This is a genomic window from Hymenobacter terrenus, from assembly GCF_000972495.1.
Lineage (GTDB): Bacteria > Bacteroidota > Bacteroidia > Cytophagales > Hymenobacteraceae > Hymenobacter > Hymenobacter terrenus.
The window spans coordinates 112,020-131,703 of sequence record NZ_LATM01000012.1; the positions used below are offsets into that span (position 1 = coordinate 112,020).

Here is a 19,684-nt window from a genome sequence, read left to right on the forward strand (position 1 = left end):
CCTTTACCGGGGGCACTCTTCCCGGGTCAGGCTTTCGTTGATGAGAATGGCGGCCCGGCTGCCCGAGGCAGCGGCCAAAAGGGCTTGCTGGGTACCGGGGATGGTATCGCCGGCAGCATACAGGCCGGTAATGGTGGTTTGCATACCCGCATCGACCCAGATGGCCCCTTTGCTCGTCATGCGGACCCCCAGATTGGCCGCCAGCGGACTACGCTGATGCTGAGCTGCGTGCAAAAACAGGGCAACACACTCCAACTGGCTGCCATCGGTAAACTCAATGCGCTGCAAGCTACCATTTGGCGCACCTACCAGGCGGGTAATGGGCTGCTCGCAAATACCAATTTTATGGCGCCGCAGGCGCCGCCGGGCATTCGGCGTGAGGTGGCCGGGTCCGTTCGTCACCACGACAATATCGGGGCTCCAGCGACTGACCAGCAAGGCCAGTCCTGTCACTATGCGCCCCTGCCCATACACGGCCAGGGGCTGACGGCGCACCTCCCAGCCGTGGCAGTAGGGACAGTGCAGCACGCCCCGCCCCCACAACTCGCGGAAGCCCGGCAGCGGCGGTAGAATGTCAGACACGCCCGTGGCAAGCAGCACCCGCCGGGCCGTGATGTGGGCCGGTGCATCGTCGGCGGTGCCATGACCGGTGGCCAGGAACCCCCTGCCCTGGGAAGTGATGCTTTCAATCTGTACAGCCTGCACTTCCACGGTTTCGTAGGGCCGCAGCTGTTCGTGGCCCAGGCGGAGCAGTTCAGCGGGCCGGATGCCATCGCGCGATAAAAAGCCGTGCACCCCAAGCGAGGCTTCATTGCGCGGCGGACCGCCATCGGCCAGCAGCACGCGGCGCAAGCAACGGCCCAAGGTGAGCGCCGCCGACAGTCCGGCACTGCCTGCGCCGACGATAAGAACATCGTATTGCATCAGAAGAGAAGAGTGACGGTGGTAAGAGTGGTCTAACCCTACCTCGTGGCCCGAGGTTACGCTCAACAGTCCAGCTGCAATGCAAAAAAGCCCTTCCCGCGGCGGGAAGGGCTTTTTTATTGTTCATCAAAACGGCAAAATCCGGGTTATTCTTTAATGAGGCGCTTGGTCAGGTTCACGACTTGGCTGCCGCTTTGCCCGCGCACCAGCACGGTGTAGGTGCCACTAGCTACAGTGTGCAAGTCCAGCGCGTGGGCGAGGCCGGCTGCCAGGTTCACCCCCAGTATCACCCGGCCGGTGGCATCAAGCACGCTGACTTGGTAGTCCCCGACAGGCAGTTGAGTCAGGTCGAGCTGCGTGGTGGCCGTGGCGGGGTTGGGGAAGAGCCCAATGGCCGGGGTCAGCCCCGTGAAGGTCACCGTGCGCACGGGCGAGTACGTGGCCGTGCCGTCGGTATCCACCTGCTTGAGGCGGTAGTATACCGGACCGCTCACCTTGGCCCCGATGCCGACGTCGGTCAGCGCGTAGTCGGTCGGGGTCGAGCGGCTGCCCTGGCCCTTCACTTCGCTAAATTTCACGAAGTCGGTGCCGTTGAGGCTGCGCTCCACGTCGAAATGGTCGTTGTTCTTCTCCGAAGCTGTCCGCCACGCCAGGGCAGCATCGGTATTCCTTACTGCCTGGGCCGTGAAGACGGTCAGTTCTACCGGCAGCGGATAAGCGCCGATGGTGAACCGGGCCAGCGTGCGGCTCACCCCTCCGTATACGTCGGTTGTGATGACGAACACCGAGTACGTGGTGGGCGCGGTGATTTTGGGCAGTTGGGTGGCGTCGCTCACGTAAATCTGGCCCGTGGTGGGGTTCAGCAGCACACCGCTCGGCAGCACGTTGGTCGGGTTAGCGGTGGGGCCGCTCTTGTCAAGGGCGGCATTTACCGTGGTAGCGGTGGTGCGCAGGCCGCTGGCGGTATTGGTGAGCAGAGTACCGGCTTTGTCGCCGCCCGCCACATCAGCGGTGGTGTAGATGGCACCCTTGGCATTGTACTGCGCGCCGTTGGGGTCAATTACAAAGGCCAGCACGTCGTTGGTCGCGTACCGACTTGCACCGCCTTTGGTGGGCGTGGCCGTGTAGAACGCGCTAGAGTCGGCACCTACCTGGATGGTATAGCGCGCCACGTTCGAAGTCAGGGCCTGGGCCGGGGTGCCGTTGCCGTTGTCGGTAGCCGTGTAGGTAAAGAACACGCTGCCAACGTAGCTGCTTACGGGGTCGAAAGTCAGCGTCTTGGCTTGCTCTGTCGTCAACACTTGGTTCGGCGCTACCGGCGTAGGCGTGCCCCCGCTGCCCGAAGTCGCGCTGTTATAGAACAGCACACCCTGCGATGTAGTGTTAGGGATGCTCCTGATGGTGTAGCTGGCAATACTGCCCGTACCGGCGCTCACTTCAGAAGCAGCATCGGTAGCGCTCAACGGGGAGAGCAGCAGCGCAGCAGTAGCCGTGTTGCCTTCCGGTGACTGTAGCTTGTTGACTACGTCGTTGGCTGTGGGCGCGATGTTCACACCCGTCGTTCCACTCGCCACATTGTTGCTGCCGGGGCCCACGTTGGTGTCGCCATCGGCCGTCACGGTAGTCGTCACGCTGTAGGTTGCGGTGGGGGCGGCAAAGCTCACGAGGTAGTTGAGCACGCCCCCAGCTGGCACGCTGTTGTTGGAAGGCAATAGGTTAACTGTGGTGGGGCTGGCACTGGCGGGAATCCCGATGGTGGTACCATTCACCGTGTAGCTCGTTACCCCAGCCGGGATGGTAAACTTCACGGTAGTGTTAGTGGCCGCCACCGGGCCGTTGTTGGTGGCCACCACGGCGTAATTAACCGGGCTGCCGGCAGCGGCAGTGGCGGGATGGTTCAGGGTCACGGCCACGTCGGCTTGCCCTGCGATGGTTGTGGTGGTGCGCACCACGTTATTGGCCGGGTCTGAATCCGGGTTGTTCATGGCCGAGTTAGCCGTCAAGGTCAAGCTGCTGGCGGGCGCCGGGAACGTGATGGTATTCTCAACCGAGGCCGAGGCTGCCAGAGTTGGACCACCCAGAATCGTCAGCAGGCCCGAGGCTACATCGTAGGTAGGGGCGCTGGCACCACTGCCGAAGGTGATAACGCCTGCACTCAGCGTGCCATTTACCCCATTTACCTGGAAGCTGGTTGTGCCCAGGCCCACGGGTAGGCTTACAAGCTGCACGGGGCTTTGGGCGGTGGCGCTGCCGGCAGCGTTGGCCGTTCTCACTTTGTAAGTGAGCAGCGCGCCGGGCGCCTGCGGTCCGGCCGGAGCGGCCGTGAACGTGGTAGCCAGATTGGCGCTGCTCAGCGCCGAAGTCGCAGCCGAGGTATTCAGACGGGCCGAGTTATTGTCCAGATTGGCTTCCAGCTTATTGGAGGTGGGGCTGTCCAGGGCGACAGCGGCGGCCAGGTTGAACTGGGGAGTATTGGGCATCAGGAAAGTAATCGTGCCCTGGGTGCTCTGGCCCACCTCGACAATGGTGGTCGAAGCGAAGGTAACCACGCCGGTGCTGGCCGAGTAAGCGCCCGCCACTACGTTGCCGCTGTTGTCCCGCACTTCCACCCCCACTAAGCCGGTGGGCAGCTGCACGGTGGTGGTCTGGGCGCCTATTACCGACGGCCCATTATTGGTCGTGGTCACGGTATACTCCACCGGGCTGCCCACAATGGCCTTGGTGGGACCGGCCAGGCTTACGGTCAGGTCCACAACTTGGTCGATGCCATTGTTGAGGATGGCCGAGTTGTTGGCCAGATTCGTTTCGGGAGTCGAGATGCTTACCGTAGCCAGCGCGCGCGCCGCCCCGTAGGCTGGGGCCAGAAAGCTGATAATGTTGTTGAGCAACGCGCCTCTGGTGAGCGAGCCGACAGCCGGCAAGGTCAGCAGGCCACTGACGACCGTGTAGGTCGCGCCGCTGGCGAACGTGATAACCCCGCCGCTCAACGAACCCGTGCTGCCGTTCAGCTGCAAGGTGGTCACGCTCAGATTGGGCTGGATGCTAACAGCCTGCTGCACATTCTGAGCCGGGAAAGCCGAATTGTTCTTGGTTTGCACGGCATAGCTCAGCAGCTGGGCGGCGGTCACGTTGTTGTTGCCGTCAATGCTCTTGAGCGTGATGGACACATCGGCCGCGGGCAGGATTTCGGTCTGCGTCGTGGCGACATTGTTGCCGGCCATGGGGTCGGTAGTACTGCTAGTCACGCTGGCCGTGGCCGAGATGGCCGTAGTCGCTGCTGGGCCTTTGAGCGTGATGGTGTAGACCTTGCTGGCGGTGCTGCCCTGCGCGGCCGTGCCGCTCAATGCCGGAAAGGTTACGACACCTGTTGTGGCGTTGTAGGTCGGTGCTGTGCTGGCGGCCCCATCTACCGTGAAGGTGACATTGGCCACATTCAGCCCGGCGGGCAGCGATACTACGGTTTGCACGTTGTCGGCAGCAGTGGGGCCGTCATTGCCTTCGTTCACCGTGTAGGTAACGCTGTAGTTGTTCGCAGCATCGGGCATTGCTTGAGCAGGGCCACTGATGGTTACGTACAGGTTAGCTTGCTTCGAGCGGTCAGTGTTGGGCGGCTGCACCGTCAGGATTGTGGCGGTGGCCGAGTTGTTGGCCTGAGTAGCCGTGCTGGGCTCGTTGGTAGTAGGAACCGTAGCCGTCAGGACCAGGGTAGCACCCACGGTCGGGGCCGCGAAGCTCAGCGTATTGTTGACTACTTGGCCAGCCGCCAGGTTCACGGGCGGGAAGGTCACGGTGTTGGCCGCCACCGTATAGCTTACCCCGTCAAATACCACCGCACCTGCCAAGGCGCTGTACACGCCGCCATTGGTCGCGAACACGCCACTGATGCCAGCCGGTACTTGCACTGTTTGCACCACGCTCGTAGCGGGCGACGATGTCGCGGCGTTGCCGGTAGTAACGGCGTACGTTAGTTGGGCGCCCTTCACCGGGTTGGTACTCGGACCGGTGATGGTTGTCGACAGGTCAGTTTGTGGGGTAATAGCTACCACGGCGGTCGCTACGTTGTTGGCTTGATTGATATCGCCCGCCGTAGGCGTCACCAGCGCCGAAACCGCGATGGGTCCGCTCAATGGCGCTGTGAAGGCGATGCTGAAGTTAGACGTGCTGCCAGCAGCGAAATTGGTGAGCGTTGCGAAGGTCAGCACGCCCGTTGAAGTGGTCGTGGCCGAGATGGGAAATGTAGAAGAAGCCCCATTTTGCGTGATGGTGACATTGCCTGTCAGGCCCATTGGCAGTAGTAGCGACTGTATGGCGTTGGCCGTAGTGCCGGCCAGACTGTTGTTTTTCGTCGTGCCTGTGAAAGTCACTTGGCTACCGGCTAGTACGGCTCCGGCAGGCCCATTGATGGTCGTGGCCAGGTCGAGTTGGCTTTCTATCCGCACAATCAGGTTGGCTTGGTTGGTGAGCGCGCCATCGAGGTTGCGCACGGTGTAGGGCGTATTGGCAATGCCTACAAATCCGTTAATAGGCGTAAACTTGACCAGGCCGGCTGGGGCACCTACCGTGGTAAAGGTGCCTTCAGCGTTCGTAAATGAGGTTTGGATTCCGGCCGCGTTGGGGTCAAGGTCAATCGTAGCTGGGTCGATGGCCGAGCCGCCGTTGGCCTGGTCGTTGCCGGTCACGTTGAACGTGATGGCCGTGTTGAGCGGCGTCGTCACATCGTCGTCATTGGCAATGGGCGCGCTGCCCACCGGAATGGTATAGGTAGCCGGGCCGGCGCTTGCTACGCCGGTACCAGTGCGATTGGTGCTGCTATTCAAGCCACTAGCATCAGTCACGGTATAGGTGAAAGCCTGCGTCGTGGTAGAGCCAGCTACCGGGGTGTAACTCAGCGAAGCTAACTGAGCGGCCGTGATAGTTGTATTGGGCGTTACTGTAGTTGTTACGCCGGCATTCATATAGGTTAGGGTGCCGGTGGCTGGCAGCGTCACAATAGTGTAAGAGGCAATGGAATTGGTCATTCCGTTGGCTGTGCCAAAGGCCGTACCCCTCAAATTGGGGCTCAGGGCCACTGCTCCATTATTGTTGGCAATGGTCACGTTGCTCACGTTCTGGGCAATCGGCGAGTTGTTGACTGTCAGATTAATCGTGGCCACGTCGGGGGCCGCGTTGCTGCCCTGATTGGTGGTTGTGCTGGTATTGCTCGTCAGCGGCACCGTAGCGCCAGCGACCGTAGGCGTGGTTGGGCCCGTGAAGCTGAAAGTGAACGAAGCCGTGCCACTATTGGGTTGCGAGCCCAAGGTGCCGAAGTTGATAATACGGTTGACGGCATCATAGGTAGCGCCTGAAGGCAGCGCACCTACCTGAGTGGTCGTCATCGTGGCACCCGAGGGCAGCGTTACAGTGCGAGTGATGTCGGTGCCGGGCCCCAGGCCATTGTTGGTGAAGGTGACGGTATACTGGCCAGTGGCTTCTCCAGCGGGCACCGTGCTCGGGCCCGTGAGGGTAGTTGTAACGTCGGCTACGCAGTTGGCCGCGGTCTGGAGCAGAGGTGTTTCGCCCGGGGTCACATTGCTGCGGTTAGGCGGCGTCGCCGTGGTACCAGCCGTAGCACCGTAGGACACGACCGCAAAGCTCGAGCCCGTGCCAACCCTAGTGGTACCGTTGTCGCCGGGTACGAACGACGAAGCGCTGCTCGTGGGCGACGAAGTGAAGGCTACCCCGCCCGAACCGCCGCCGCCCGGCCCGTGGGGGTCGGCGACGATGCCCGCGCTTGTACCCGAGTCATACGTGCCGGTATTGGAGCCGCCTTTACCACCCTTGGCCAGGATAGTAATGCTGGTCAAGCTGTTGTTGGCAATCAGCAACACTGAGCCGCCACCGCCACCGCCACCACTACCGTCGTTATCCGGCACAAAATTCATATCGCTGCCGCTCACGTCGATGGTTCCTGGGTTAGCGCTTACCGTACTTGCCCGAATCAGCACGATGCCCCCGCCAGCGGCGCCGGAACTGGCGAAGCCGTGAGCCGGCGTACCAGTCGCGTTGTTGGTGGTGCCGGCCCCGCCGCCGCCGCCCATCACCAAGCGGCTAGGGGACGCCTGCAGGTAAGGCGCGCCGCCGTTGCCACCGTACGACTGGTTCGAAGACCAGCCGGTGCCGCCGAAGCCGCCGGTGCCTGCATTAGAACCACCACCGCCACCGGTGTTCTCATCATTATTATTGGCATTGCTGTCGGTGCCACCGCCACCGGCGTTGCCGGGGGCACCCCGGCCAAAGCTGCCGGCCGGATAACCTTCTTCGCCGGTATTGAGGGCTGCCGTACCGCGGTCATTCACGTAGCGCGGAGTACCAGCAATGCCTTCGCCCTTTGAGGCATTGGCGCCCACCACAGTTGTTGGAGTAGCCGTTGGTGCGGTGCCGGGCGCAGCAGTGAAGTAGTCGCCACCCGCACCGTTGGGAGTACCCGTCCCGGCCAAAGCCAAACCGGCACCGCCGCGGAAGCCTTTACCTTTTAGATCAATTACATGGCCGCCCATATCAAATTGTCCGGCAATGTCGAGTATCAATATACCCCCGGTCCTGCCATTCCAGGCGGGTACGTTGGTCACATTGGTCTGCAAAATCAGTGACTGGTACTTGGGCACCCGGATTACCTGGAAACGCTTCTGACCGATTTTATTGGTTGCGTCAATTCCTTGGGACTGGTACGTATTGACCAGATTATTTTTCAGGGTGATGCTGGTTCCGGTAACGCTTGCCACCTCACCGTATTCGTATTGGCCGGCGGTGAGGTTGGTGCTTTTCTGGCCATTGCCGGGTTCGCCCGCAACGCCGTTGCCGTAGCTGCCATCGTTATTAGAGAAAATGTCGGCGCCCTGCACCTGCACAATGGCAACTAGGTCGCCCGCCGCCAGGGCTGTGGGGGCTGGAGTGCCAACAGGAGCCGCCGCACCAATGCTGATGACTTTCTGACCCGCGTTAGCGGTGGCAGTGCCAGCATAATAGGTGTTGATGGACGGACTGGTCGCGTTGTTGTACACGCCATTGATAAGAACAGGCGGGAAGGCCACGCACTGATTACTCGGCAGCGTGGTCAGAATAGCCGTCTGCACTTTGGCATCACTCGTGCTACCGTTGTTATTAGTTAGCACCGGGTCGGTGCTGGTAGTAGCCACGGTACTAGCCACGGTGCCCATTACCGAACCCGACATGGGCGCGGGAAAACGGATGGTATAGGATGCGGAAGCCCCCGACGCCAGCGTGCCGCCGTTGGGAATACTAAACGTAACGATACCACTGCTGTAGCTGCCGCCGCTGCCACCTACTGTTACGGTGCCGGCAGCCGGCGTCGAGCCACTAAAGGTCAACTGCGCGGTGACATTGGTGGCTGGACTCGGGCCATAGTTCGTCACCAGGGCGTTGTACGTAATGCTGGCACCAGGCAGCGCCTGCGCCGGGCCGTTAGCCGTGATGGATACGTCGGCCACTTGGGTGATGGTAGTTGTAGCCGAAAGATTGGTGTTGTTGGTGGGCACTGGGTCGCTGGTGCTCGCAGTACTGCTGGCCCGCACGGTATAGGTTCCACTAGCCGGTACTCGCAGCTGCACGCGGTACGTAACAATCTTGGTGGCATCATAAATATCAGTCACCGATGCCCCCGCGTTCAATGTTGCAACGGTGGGGAAGGTTACTCTGCTCGTCGTTGCGTCGTATGTGCCCTGCGTAGAGGCGCTAACTTCAGTCGAGCCCGCTGGCAGTTGCATTACGGGCACAACGTTACTAGCGGCCGCGCCGCCGTTGTTGCGAACGGTGAACGAATACGTCGCGAAGCTGCCCGCCGCCGCGCTTGTCGGACCCGTGAACCCCACTACTTCTACCTCAGGGCTGTTCAGAGTAACTGTGGTGCTGCCAGTCGCAGTAGCGGCGTTGCTCGCCATTACGGTAGAGAGGGCCGTGAAAGAACTTAGATTACCCGGCATAGCGAATCTGACCGTGTAATCCAGATTGCTGCTCCCGTTCGCCAAGCTGTAACCCGTTCCTGAAAACCTTACCGAACCCGCTGCCGGATCATAACTGCCAGTCGCGGCACCCGCGCCACCAATTGTTACGCTAGAGGTGGTCAGCCCTTTAGGAAGGCCACTGAGCGTCCGCACGATGTTGTTAGCGGTTCCCCCAGCGGTATTATCTACGGTCACCGATAGCGTGACTGTAGTACCGGTATTCACTGGATTGGCGGGCGTAGCCGTAACACCCGTGACCAGACTTTGTGCCAAGGTTGAAGGGAGGCCAGCTAAGCCAAGTAGGCTAATAAGGAGAAGTAGCCAGCTGGCACGAATGAATAATGAAGGATATTGGCGGGTTGGTGACAAAGGCGAAGGAGGGTTTCCCCGCTCATTTCCCGCCGACGAGAATGATAAAAATGTACTCATAAAGAAGCAGGCTTCTGAACTAAATTTCAATTCAATCTTTAAATACTTACAGCTAAATTCCCCAATTTGCTGTCAATCAACTGTTATTCAATAAGCTAGATCCTCTCAGTTGGAACCTTCCCATATAAGAGTCACCATAAACGGCTATATCTAGTCCTGTTTTATCCAGCGTTAAGTCAGATTTAATGCAGAGTTGGTCTATGTCGTGTATCTGTATCCCGATAGTTATTCACAACTACTAAATCAGAGATTTTCCCAATTTGAGTTTCAGATACTGTTCTCGAGGAAATTATCTCGTTAAATGTATCTGTAAGACAGATATTTATTCCTACTTCAGGGCACGACTCTTGCTCAATGATTCGCACAGTGCATTTTCCATTTAATGGACAAACTCTACGAAATGGAATAGAGAGCGGATTTATGCGTGAGTAAAAACCTCGTATTTCTTCTAAATGGAGGCGAATTCAGTAACTATGCTCTGCTTGAGCGAGAAACTTCATTCCCGGTATGGGTAGCAGATGGAGGTCCGCCCGCACATCAAGCAGCAGACTATTATTAGAAGTCACCGCATAACTCGCACACGCCGAAAGGGCAGCATACGCTAAGTGTTACTGCCCTCTCGGCGTGTGGCTGGGTTATGTTTTGGAGCCGAGATAAAACGCTAAAAGGCCCTTCCCGTGACGGGAAGGGCCTTTTTCACGCATCGGCGACTACCTTGCGTTTTACTCTTTCACTAAGCGCTTGCTCAGGCTCACGCCCTGGCCGCTGCTAGCTTGGCCGCGCACCAACACGGTGTAGGTACCGCTGGCTAGTGGGCGCAGGTCCAGGCCATGAGCCAGTCCTGCCTCCAACTCCACGCCGAGTACCACACGGCCAGTGGCATCCAGCACACTCACTGTGTAACGGCCGTTAGGCAGTTGCCGCAGGTCGAGCTGAGTTTGGGCCGCGGCCGGGTTTGGGAACAAGGCCAGTGTTGGCATCAGTCCGGCCTGGGCAAAGCGCACTTGGCGCACAGGTGAGTAGGTGGCCATACCGTCCGTATCCACCTGACGCAAGCGGTAGTACACCACATCGGTTGCTTTCGCACCAATGCCTGCATCGGTCAGCGCATAGCTGGTCGCGCTGGCTTTGCTGCCTTGTCCCTGCACCCGTGCGATTTGCACGAAGTCGGTGCCGGTCAGACTGCGCTCCACGTCGAAATAGTCATTGTTCTTTTCCGAGGCTGTCTGCCACACCAACGACGCGTCTACGTTCTGCACCGCCGTGGCTGTGAATTCCGTCAGCTCTACCGGCAGCGGGTATGCTCCGATGACGAAGGTTGCCAGCACAGTGTTGGTACCACCGTTGATATCGGTCGTTATTACGTTGACACTGTAAGTGGTAGCTATCTTCACCTGAGGAAGCAGCGAGGCAGTGGTTACATAAATCAAGCCCGTAGTTGGATTCAGGGCTACACCCGTTGGGAGGGTATTGTTCGGGTTGGAAGCCGGGCCGGAGCCAGGTGCAGCCAGCACGGCATTGGTCGTACCCGTGGTTGGCAAGCCGTTGCTCACGGTGCCGGAAGCCAAGGTGCCGTTGGGATTGTATACCAGACCAGTAGTCGGAGCCGCGTTGTATATGGCCGCGTTGGGGTCGATTACATAAGCCAGGGCATCATTATCCATATAGCGGTTGGCAAGGCCCTTGGTGGGCGTGGCCGTGTACACCGAGTTGTTATCGGCACCAACTTGAATGGTGAAGCGAGCGGGCGGTGAGGTCAATGCGTTGGCTGCGGTGCCATTGCCGTTATCGGTGGCGGTGTAAGTGAAGAACGCACTGCCAATGAACGAGGACACCGGGTCAAATTTCAGCGTAGTGGCCTGAGTAGTCGTCAACACCTGACCAGGAACCACGGTAGCGTAAGTACCACCGTTGTCATAGGAAAGCGTGCCCTGCGTAGTGGCATTCGGGATGCTAGTGATGGTATAGCTGGCTACTGAGCCGTCGCTATCGGTGGCGCTCAGCGCCGAAAGCAACAAGCCAGTGACGGCCGTATTGCCCTCGGGCGACTGCTTGGTGTTCACCACGTCGTTGGCTACGGGGGCCACGTTCACTAGTGTTCTCACGCTGCCGTTATCGTTGGCAGTATTATTACCAGCAGTACTTGTAGTGACAACGGCAGGCACGGTAAAGGTGGTCGTCGGGGCCGTGAAGCTGACCACGTAAGCCAAGCTACCACCATTCAGCAAGGGTTGAGAAGAGGGCTGCAAAGTGACCTGACCACTACCGGTAAATGCCGTTCCGTTGACAGTGTAGCTAGTAACGCCGCTCGGCAGGGTGAATCTCACCGTAACTCCGGCAGCCGTTGAGGGGCCGTTGTTGGTGGCCACCACATCGTAGCTGACCGTGCTGCCGGCCGCGGCCGAAACCGGACCACTGATACCCAGTACAACATCGGCCAAAGCTGACGTCGTAGTGCTGCTGCGCACGATGTTGTTCGTAGCAATAGCATCAGGGTTATTCGAAGCCGAGGTCGCGGTTACCGTGATGTTAGCAGCGGGCATCGGGAAAGAAATGGTGCTTTGGAAAATTCCACTCGAAGCCAGCTCACCAGTTCTGGGGATTGTCAATAAGCCGGTGCTCACGTTGTAGGTGGCGCCGCCGGCGAAGGTGATAATGCCAGCGCCCAGCGTGCCGTTGGCTCCACCCAAGGTTAAGGTGTTCAGGCCCACGGGTAAACTTACGAGCTGCATGGTGCTCTGAGCCGCAGCGGCCCCGTTGTTGGTTGTGGTCACGGTGTAGGTAGCCGTGGCACCGGGCGTCAGGGTAGCAGGCGGGGTAGCTGCAAACGTGGTAGCCAGGTCGGCACTAGCCAGGCTGGGGCCGACGAGCGGCGTACTGATGCGAGCGGTATTGTTGTCTGTATTGATTTCGAAGTTACCAGCGCTCGAAGAAGTCAGAGCCACGGCAGCGGCCAGGCTGATTTGCGTAACCTCAGGAGCAATGAAAGAAATAGTGCCCTGTATGCTCTGCCCGACGTTGGGAACGGCGGTAGCCGTGGCAAAAGTTACCACCCCAGTAGTGGCCGAGTAGGCGCCCGTGACAATAGCTCCGCTGTTATCCCGCACTTCTACCGCCGACAGGCCGATGGGGAGCTGTACGGTGGTCGTTTGCGTGCCCGTAGCCGAAGGACCATTGTTTTTAGTGGTCACGGTGTACAGTACTGGGCTGCCTATCACGGCCTGTGTGGGGCCAGCTAGGCTCACTGTCAGGTCTTCCACGCTGTTGATGCCGTTGGTGACCGTAGCAGTGTTGTTTGTCGTCGTTGGGTCAGGCGTCGTGCTCGTTACCGTAGCCAAGGCCCGGATGTCGGTTGCGGTGGAGGTGCCGGAGGTAGCAAAGCTGACATTATTATGTACTAACACACCTTTGGGGAGCGAGCTAATCAACGGCAAAGTCAGCAAGCCGCTGGCAACGTTGTAAGTAGAGGCCGAGGCTCCGCTGCCGAAGGTGATGACACCGGCATTCAGCGTACCCGTTGCGCCATTGAGTTGGAGCGTGCTGGTAGTAAGACCAGCCTGGATGGCTACCGTTTGCTGCACGTTCTGCGCGGTGTAGTCCGAGTTGTTTTGCGTTTGAATGCCATAAGTTAGCGTCTGGCCGGCGTTAATGTTACCGGTACCATTGGTGCTGATCAGGCTAATGGCAACATCAGCCGAAGGCAATACCTCGGTTTGCACGTTCGCCAGGTTGTTGCCGGCCATGGGGTCGGCCGTAGTCGAGCTAACGCTTGCTGTCACCGATATGGCTGGGCTGGCAGCGGGGGCCGAGAAACTGATAACGTAACTCTGCTCGGCGGCTCCATTGGCTTGCGTGGCAATGGTTGGCAGCGTGAACACACCCGTGGTAGTATTATAAGTCGAAGCCGAGGCACCGCTACCGAAAGTAATAATGTTGCCGCTCAGCGAACCGCTCGTTCCGTTCAAGGTAAGGTTGGTGTTAGCAAGGCCGGCCGGCAAAGAGACAATGGTTTGCACGTTAGCCGCGGGGTTCGGGCCGAAATTGTTCTGTCGAATGATGTAGGCTGCCGTGCTGCCAGTGGCTACCTGCGCCGGACCACTCACAGTCACCGCCAGATTGGCACGGGGGGCCGTGGGGGCAACAGTTTGAGTAGTCACGCTCGTGGCCGTGCTGCTGTTGTTAGCCGTGTTCGCGTCGTTGGTTGTGGGTACGGTGGCCGTGATGGTGCCGAGTACCGTACCGGCCGTCGGCGCTACAAAGCTTACCGCATTATTTACTACCTGACCAGCGGCCAAATCAACCGGCGGAAAGGTCACCGTACCCGCCGCCACAGGGTAGCTCACACCATTGAAGGTGACGGTACCAGCAGTGGGGCTGTACACGCCGCCATTGGAAACATATACGCCGGTAATGCCGGTGGTAGGCAGCTGCACGGTTTGCACCACACCCGTCGCGGGCGAAGAAGTAGCGCTATTGGCAGTAGTCACGGCATAAGTCAGCAAATTGCCGGCCAAGGGGTTAGTTGTCGGCCCGGTGATGCTGGTCGAAAGGTCGGTTTGGGGCGTGATGTTCACCACATCGGAGGCCGTGTTGTTGGCCGGATTGATGTCACCAGCATTTGGCGTCACGAGAGCCGTGGCCGTGAACGGCCCACTCAACGGAGCCGTGAATCGCAGGCTCCAGTTGGAAGTGCTGCCGGCCGGAAAGTTCGTAAGAGTGCCAAAAGTGAACAAACCAGTCGCCGTCGTCACAGCCGGAATGGGCTGGATAGCAGAGGCTCCTCCATTTTGCGAGACAACAATGTTACCCGTCAGGCCCACTGGCAATTGCACCTGTTGCACCGCGTTAATCGTTGTGCCGCTCAGGCTGTTATTCACCGTCGTGCCCGTGATGGTTACCTGGGCACCAGCCCCCACCGTGGCCGGCGCGCTGATGGTCGTAGCCAGATCGAGCTGAGATTCCACCCGCACAATTAGATTGGCTTGGTTAGAAGTAGCTCCGGAACTGTTCTGCACCGTGTAAGGGGTGTTGGCAATGCCCACGAATGCTGCGTTAACGGGCGTGAATCTTACCGAGCCAGCCGGTACGCCTACAGTCGTGAAGGTGCCTTCAGCCGTCGTAATCGTGGCGTCGATGGCCGGCGTGTTGGGATTGAGGTCGATGGTGCCCGGTGCAAGCTCAGCATTTGGCGTGTCGTTGCCAGTCACCACAAAGGTGATGGCCGTGCCGGGGGTAGTCGTCACATCGTCGTCGTTGGCCACCGTGGCATCGCGCACAATGACGTTACCCGAAAACTCCGAAGTTGAGCCGCCTAGCGTCGCTGTGCTGCTCAGCACGGTGCTCACGGAGAGCGTGCCACCGGCTAGCGAGGCCACCGGAATCACGAAGGTGAAGCCGTTGGCCGAGTTATCCGAGCCTTGGTTAGTGCCGTTGATGAAGCCCGAGTAGGACAGCCCGGTGCGGTTGTCGGTATCAGCGGCCAGGTTGCCGCCGCCGGCCGCGGCGCCTTCCGTCACAGTGCCCAGGTAGGTCTGGCCTTCGCCGAAGCCGGTGAGGTCGGCAACGGTGCCCACAGCGTACAGTTCAATCTTGGCGCCGGCCCGGGCGAAGCCCGACACCGTCAGGTTGGCACCGCTCAACGTAGCCGACGTAATAATCGGGAAATTAAGCAGGCCGTTGGCGCTGCCGTCCACATCGCCGTTGTCGTTGGCGGTTACGCCGTCGCCATTGGTGCCGGTACCAGCCGATAAGTCGATGGCCAAGCCGAGGCCCGCGGTAAGGGCTGTACCATCGGCCTTTAGTCCATTACCATAAAAGCTGTTTTGCGAGAAAACGTTGCCCGTGGTGCCGTTCAGGGCCACAATGCCCGCGCCATTATTACCGATGAAGGTATTCTGCGAGATAGTGTTGTTGTTCGAGCCCGCGCCGCGCAGGCCTAGCCCCGAGATTTGGGTAGTGGTCGTGGCAGTACCGTTGCCCACAAAAGTGTTGCCCGTGATGGTATTGCCCGTATTGGCCCCGCCCGCAAAGTCGATGCCGTAACCAGCATTGCGCAGCAGCTGGTTGTTGCTGATGGTCATATTGTTGTTGCCACCATTCAGCTCAATACCATCGGCATTAGCTGCTTGCGACTCGCGAATGATGTTGCCCGTGATGGTCGCCGCACTCGCCGTAGTCGTTGTATTGAAGGTGATGTTCGCCCGGTTGTTGTTGATGGTGTTGTCCTGAATCACGGTACCCGTAGCGCCCGCGTTGATGAGAATGCCCTGGCCAACGGTAGGTGAATTGGAAATACCCAGGCCAATAATCTGGTCGTTGATGCCCGAAACAGCAAGGCCACCCAGGTTATTGAGGTTAATCAATACTTCCGGTCCGGTCGATTCGGCCCCAGCCGTGGTCACGGCCGCGTTGGTGTTGCCCGTTGAGCGGGTTTGCGTGCTGCCGTCGATGGCCGTGGCCGGGCCCGTGATGGCGGGCAAAGCCGTAGCCAGTGCGATGGTCGTGGCCGTGCTCGTGCCCGTGGTGGTGGCAAACTCGTTGGGGAGCCCCGCTACCTGGCCGGGCACCGCCGACCCATTCGGAATCATGAAAATGCTCGACTCGACATCCATATCCAGGGCTGTCGTTGCGCCGCCGGCAGCAGTGTATACCTGGGCCAAAGCGTTTTCGCCGCCCAAGGCATTGCTGTTGATAATGAACTGCCGCAACGACCCCTGTCCGGCGTCGTTATTATTCACAATCAAGTCGAAGTTGTAGCCGAAATCCACATTCACCGCCGGCGACGCAACAGCGTTCAATGCCACTGGCGCCTGCGACTGTGCGATGCTGCCTACCGCTAAGCCGGTGCTAGGGACACTTAAGTTGGTCAGCACGGTGCCGGTATTACCCGTAGGGGCATCTACCCGTGAGGGGTCTTCGCCCCCGACCCGATTCTCGTTAGCCGTCGTACCCGCAGCCGTTACCTGCGTGCGGAAGGTTTGTACGGGCAGCAAGGTGCTCACCGCTCCCGGGCGGCTGCTGGTAACGGTATTATTCACGATGCGCACGACGTAGCTATTGCCCGCGGTCAGGCCCGTGAAGGCGTAGCTGCCGTCGCTGGCCGTGGTAGTAAACTGGTTGTAAGTAACCGCCATTCCAGTCATCCGGTAGAGTTCGACGCGCACGCCACTGCGGCCAATGCCGCCACTCGTGCCTTGTGAGCGACCCAGGCCCCCACCATAGTTTATATCCTCAAACACGGTACCCGAGATGCTCGGTGCAAAAGTGAGGGGCGTGGGCGAAGGCGTATCGCCGTTGGGCGTAGCCGGCAAAACGGCGCTGTTGGTCGAAGCATCGCTGGCAATCAGGTCGCCGGGCGGCACAACCAGCAGGCCGTTGGTGCCTTGCAGCGAGTACCCCGGATTGGCCGTAGTGCCCGAAATGCTGGAGGCGTAAGCCGTATTGTTTTGAATTGCACCCGGAACCGTGGTAAATACTACCCGCGCCGTAATCGCAATTGTCGCGCTCTGGCCAGCCGTCAGGGCCTGGTTACCGCTCAATAAATCAGCGTTAGTACCCTGGCCGGTATAGCCGGTATTTGATAGCAGGGTCGTGCCATTGGCAGTCAGTATATTCGATAGAATGGTAACCGAAGTCGAAGTGGGAAAAGTAGTGTTGTTCGTAGCGCCCCGCAAAAAGTCAGTCACCTGCAAGTTCGTAGCCGTTACCGTCCCAGTATTCTTCACCCGGATAGTATAGCTGACGTCATACGTAGTGGCGTTGACGGGGACAACGTTGTTGAGCTCTTTCACCACATCGATCCGCTGGTCGGGGTTGATGCAGCTGGCGCCGTCGGTTACGCTGGCATTGGGCACGTCGCCGATATCCGTGGCCACACCCGTGGCCACATCAACGCTGTAGAAATCACCTTCGTTGGAGTAAGCAAAGAGGTTACCAGCCAAGTCAAACGTTACCGAGCCAAAGTTGGGAGCGGTAGCCGGCGCCGTACCAATCCGCGTTACGCGGGCCCGGCCCGGCGTAGTCGTCAAATCGAACCGGTAGACTGACCCGATGCTGTACACGCCGTACAGCAGGTTGTCGTCCGGGTTAAAACCTAGGTCGATAAAGCTAAAGTCCTGGACACTGGCTGGCGTGACCGTGGTGGTGGGGCTGGCCGTGGTATAAAAATCCATCGGAATGGTCACCGCGTTCCGCTTCCCGGCATTGGTCGCCAGTTTCAGGTCGAAGCGGAACAGCGTGTTTTTGTAGGCCGGGTCAGCGAGGCTCCGAGCAGCCGCGTAGTAAAACCCATTTTTATCGATTACCCCACCGGCAAGCTGTGGATAGCCACCCGGGTTCGTCGCAGTACCAATAGGCGTGCCCCCATTGATGGTAATAGTGCCCAGGTCCTGCACGCCCGACATCCCGATTCTGTAGAGATTGACCACCGGAAAACCCGAATTGCTAACGGGATAGGTCAGCGCGTACATAAACCCATCCTGGGCATTATACGCCAAGGAGTTAACCACAAAATCAGTGGTAGCTGGCAACCCCAGCCCCGTTCCTAAGTCCAGCACGAAGGTGGACGTGTAGGCCGTGGTAGTAGGATCAGCCGCCGGGGTCACGTTCCGGTTTACCCGGAATAGCTGTGAGCGGTCGGCCGAACCAGTGGCTACCTGCCGGATTTGGTAAAAGGTACCATCGCAGGAAAAAGCTGTTCCGGCCGTTTGGGCTCTTACTGCATTTGGCACGAAAGCCAGCAGGGCGAGCAACCAAGTGGTTAGAATAGGTAATGTTCGTCTCATAAATGAGGGCAATGAAAAAGAGATGTGAGTAATTGAGAAAAAACAGTGGTTAAGTCAGTATTTGGGTAGGGAATGGGAGAGAACGTATTTTGAATTGACCGTAAAGCTATCCTTGAGCTTAAAGCAGCCGCCACCATCCTCGACCAACTAATATCCACAACCGACGAAAGCGTCTTTTTTGCAACTAAGAAGGAGCGAACTGGACTTGTACACTCGCTATTCAAATAAAAAGCTGCTGGATTCAAGCCAGGCGCTTATTTTGCCGGCGATTTTATACGATTCACAGCAGAGCTTGGATTGCAGGTATAGCGAGCTTCTAGCATAGAAAAGCCGGCCTTGGTTGATCCAAGGCCGGCTTTTCGTTATTGCGTAGGGGTCAAGTAGCTCAGCTAGACAGAACGTCGCGGTGGTTGGTGACGGCCAAAATCAGGGCATCGAGCACAGCCAGGTTATTAGTGGTCTCATCGCGGTCCTGCTCGCGGTCGAGCAGCTCATCGGTGCCGTGGGTGATGGTGCGGCCCTCCAGGTTGGTGACGCGGGAGCGGTAGGAGTTGAGCAGGCGGCTCAGGCGCAGCTTCTCCTTGGGGTCGGTGGTGGCAGCCTGCACGGGGGTGAGCTTGTCGAGCAGGTCCTGGGCCGTAGCCTGGTCGGCAGCGGGGTCGCCCTTCTGGTCCCAGGTGGCTAGTTCGGCCTGCACCGTGCCCAGGTGCGCGGCCAGCAGGGTGCGCTCGGGCAACTTTTTGTCCAGATAGCTCTGGCACTCGGCCTTAGTTTTAAAACGGTCAACGGAAAACGCCATCAGTGGTACGGTTGGTAAAGGGTTGAAGATGCGGCTAAAGGTAGCGGCCGCATCTTCATCTACCAAATCAGATATTATTGTACCATTAAATAGCTGATGAACGGCCTCGGCCTCGCGCAACAGCCCGGCCCGGCGCACTGCCAGTCGGGCCTGCGCCACCGGGCCGGACTCGGCCAGCACCACCCGCGCCTCGCTCTCGAACGCCACCAGCCAGGGCGGCGGGCCGGGGGCCTCGGTGGCCAGCAGCGGCGTGGCCAGCCGGGGCAGGGCCGCCAGCCGCCGCTCGGCCCAGGCGGCGCGGGCCTGGGCCGCGGCAAGCTCCCCGGCCAAGCGCTGGGCCGCCGCCACGCAGGCCTGCCCATGCCGGGCCAGCGGATGCGCGGCCTCGAATAGAAGCAGCGGCTTGTCGGCGGGCTCCCGCTCTTCCATCACGGGCTCGCTGGCGTCGGCTCCCAGCGCCAGCACGAGGCGGGCCCAGGTGGGAGCGGCAGCCAAGGGCAGCGGACGGCGGCCGGTAGTGACCTGAAACATCATATGTCGACTCAAGCCTAGTATCCGACCCAACGCGGCTTGATTCAACCCAAAATAGGTCTGTACTTCTTCCCACAAGCTGGGCAAAAGAGAACTCGTGAATGAGGCAGGCATAGATAATTCACCTAGAGAGCATAAAGCTACGGCTAGGCTTGCTACACATTTTGGACGCGTGGGAAAAATGTGTAGCAGACACGTGCTACACATTTTTCCCACGC

Annotated in this window: 4 protein-coding genes; all 4 read right to left on the reverse strand. The window is 59.2% G+C overall.

What is annotated here, in order from left to right:
- Window positions 1-3 precede the first annotated feature (3 nt).
- A complete protein-coding gene (locus tag WX88_RS15695; RefSeq protein ID WP_046245338.1) occupies window positions 4-924 on the reverse strand; it encodes an NAD(P)/FAD-dependent oxidoreductase in 921 nt (306 codons plus the stop codon).
- 146 nt (window positions 925-1,070) lie between these two features.
- Complete coding sequence (locus WX88_RS15700; RefSeq protein WP_197076807.1) at window positions 1,071-9,197, reverse strand: Ig-like domain-containing protein; 8,127 nt, start codon at window positions 9,195-9,197, stop codon at window positions 1,071-1,073.
- Window positions 9,198-10,075: 878 nt separating this feature from the next.
- Entirely contained in the window at window positions 10,076-18,136 is an 8,061-nt protein-coding gene (locus WX88_RS15705) for a beta strand repeat-containing protein (protein WP_082116070.1), read from the reverse strand.
- 385 nt (window positions 18,137-18,521) lie between these two features.
- Window positions 18,522-19,580: a hypothetical protein gene (locus WX88_RS15710; RefSeq protein ID WP_156176172.1), complete on the reverse strand. Its 1,059-nt coding sequence runs from the start codon at window positions 19,578-19,580 to the stop codon at window positions 18,522-18,524.
- Window positions 19,581-19,684 lie beyond the last annotated feature (104 nt).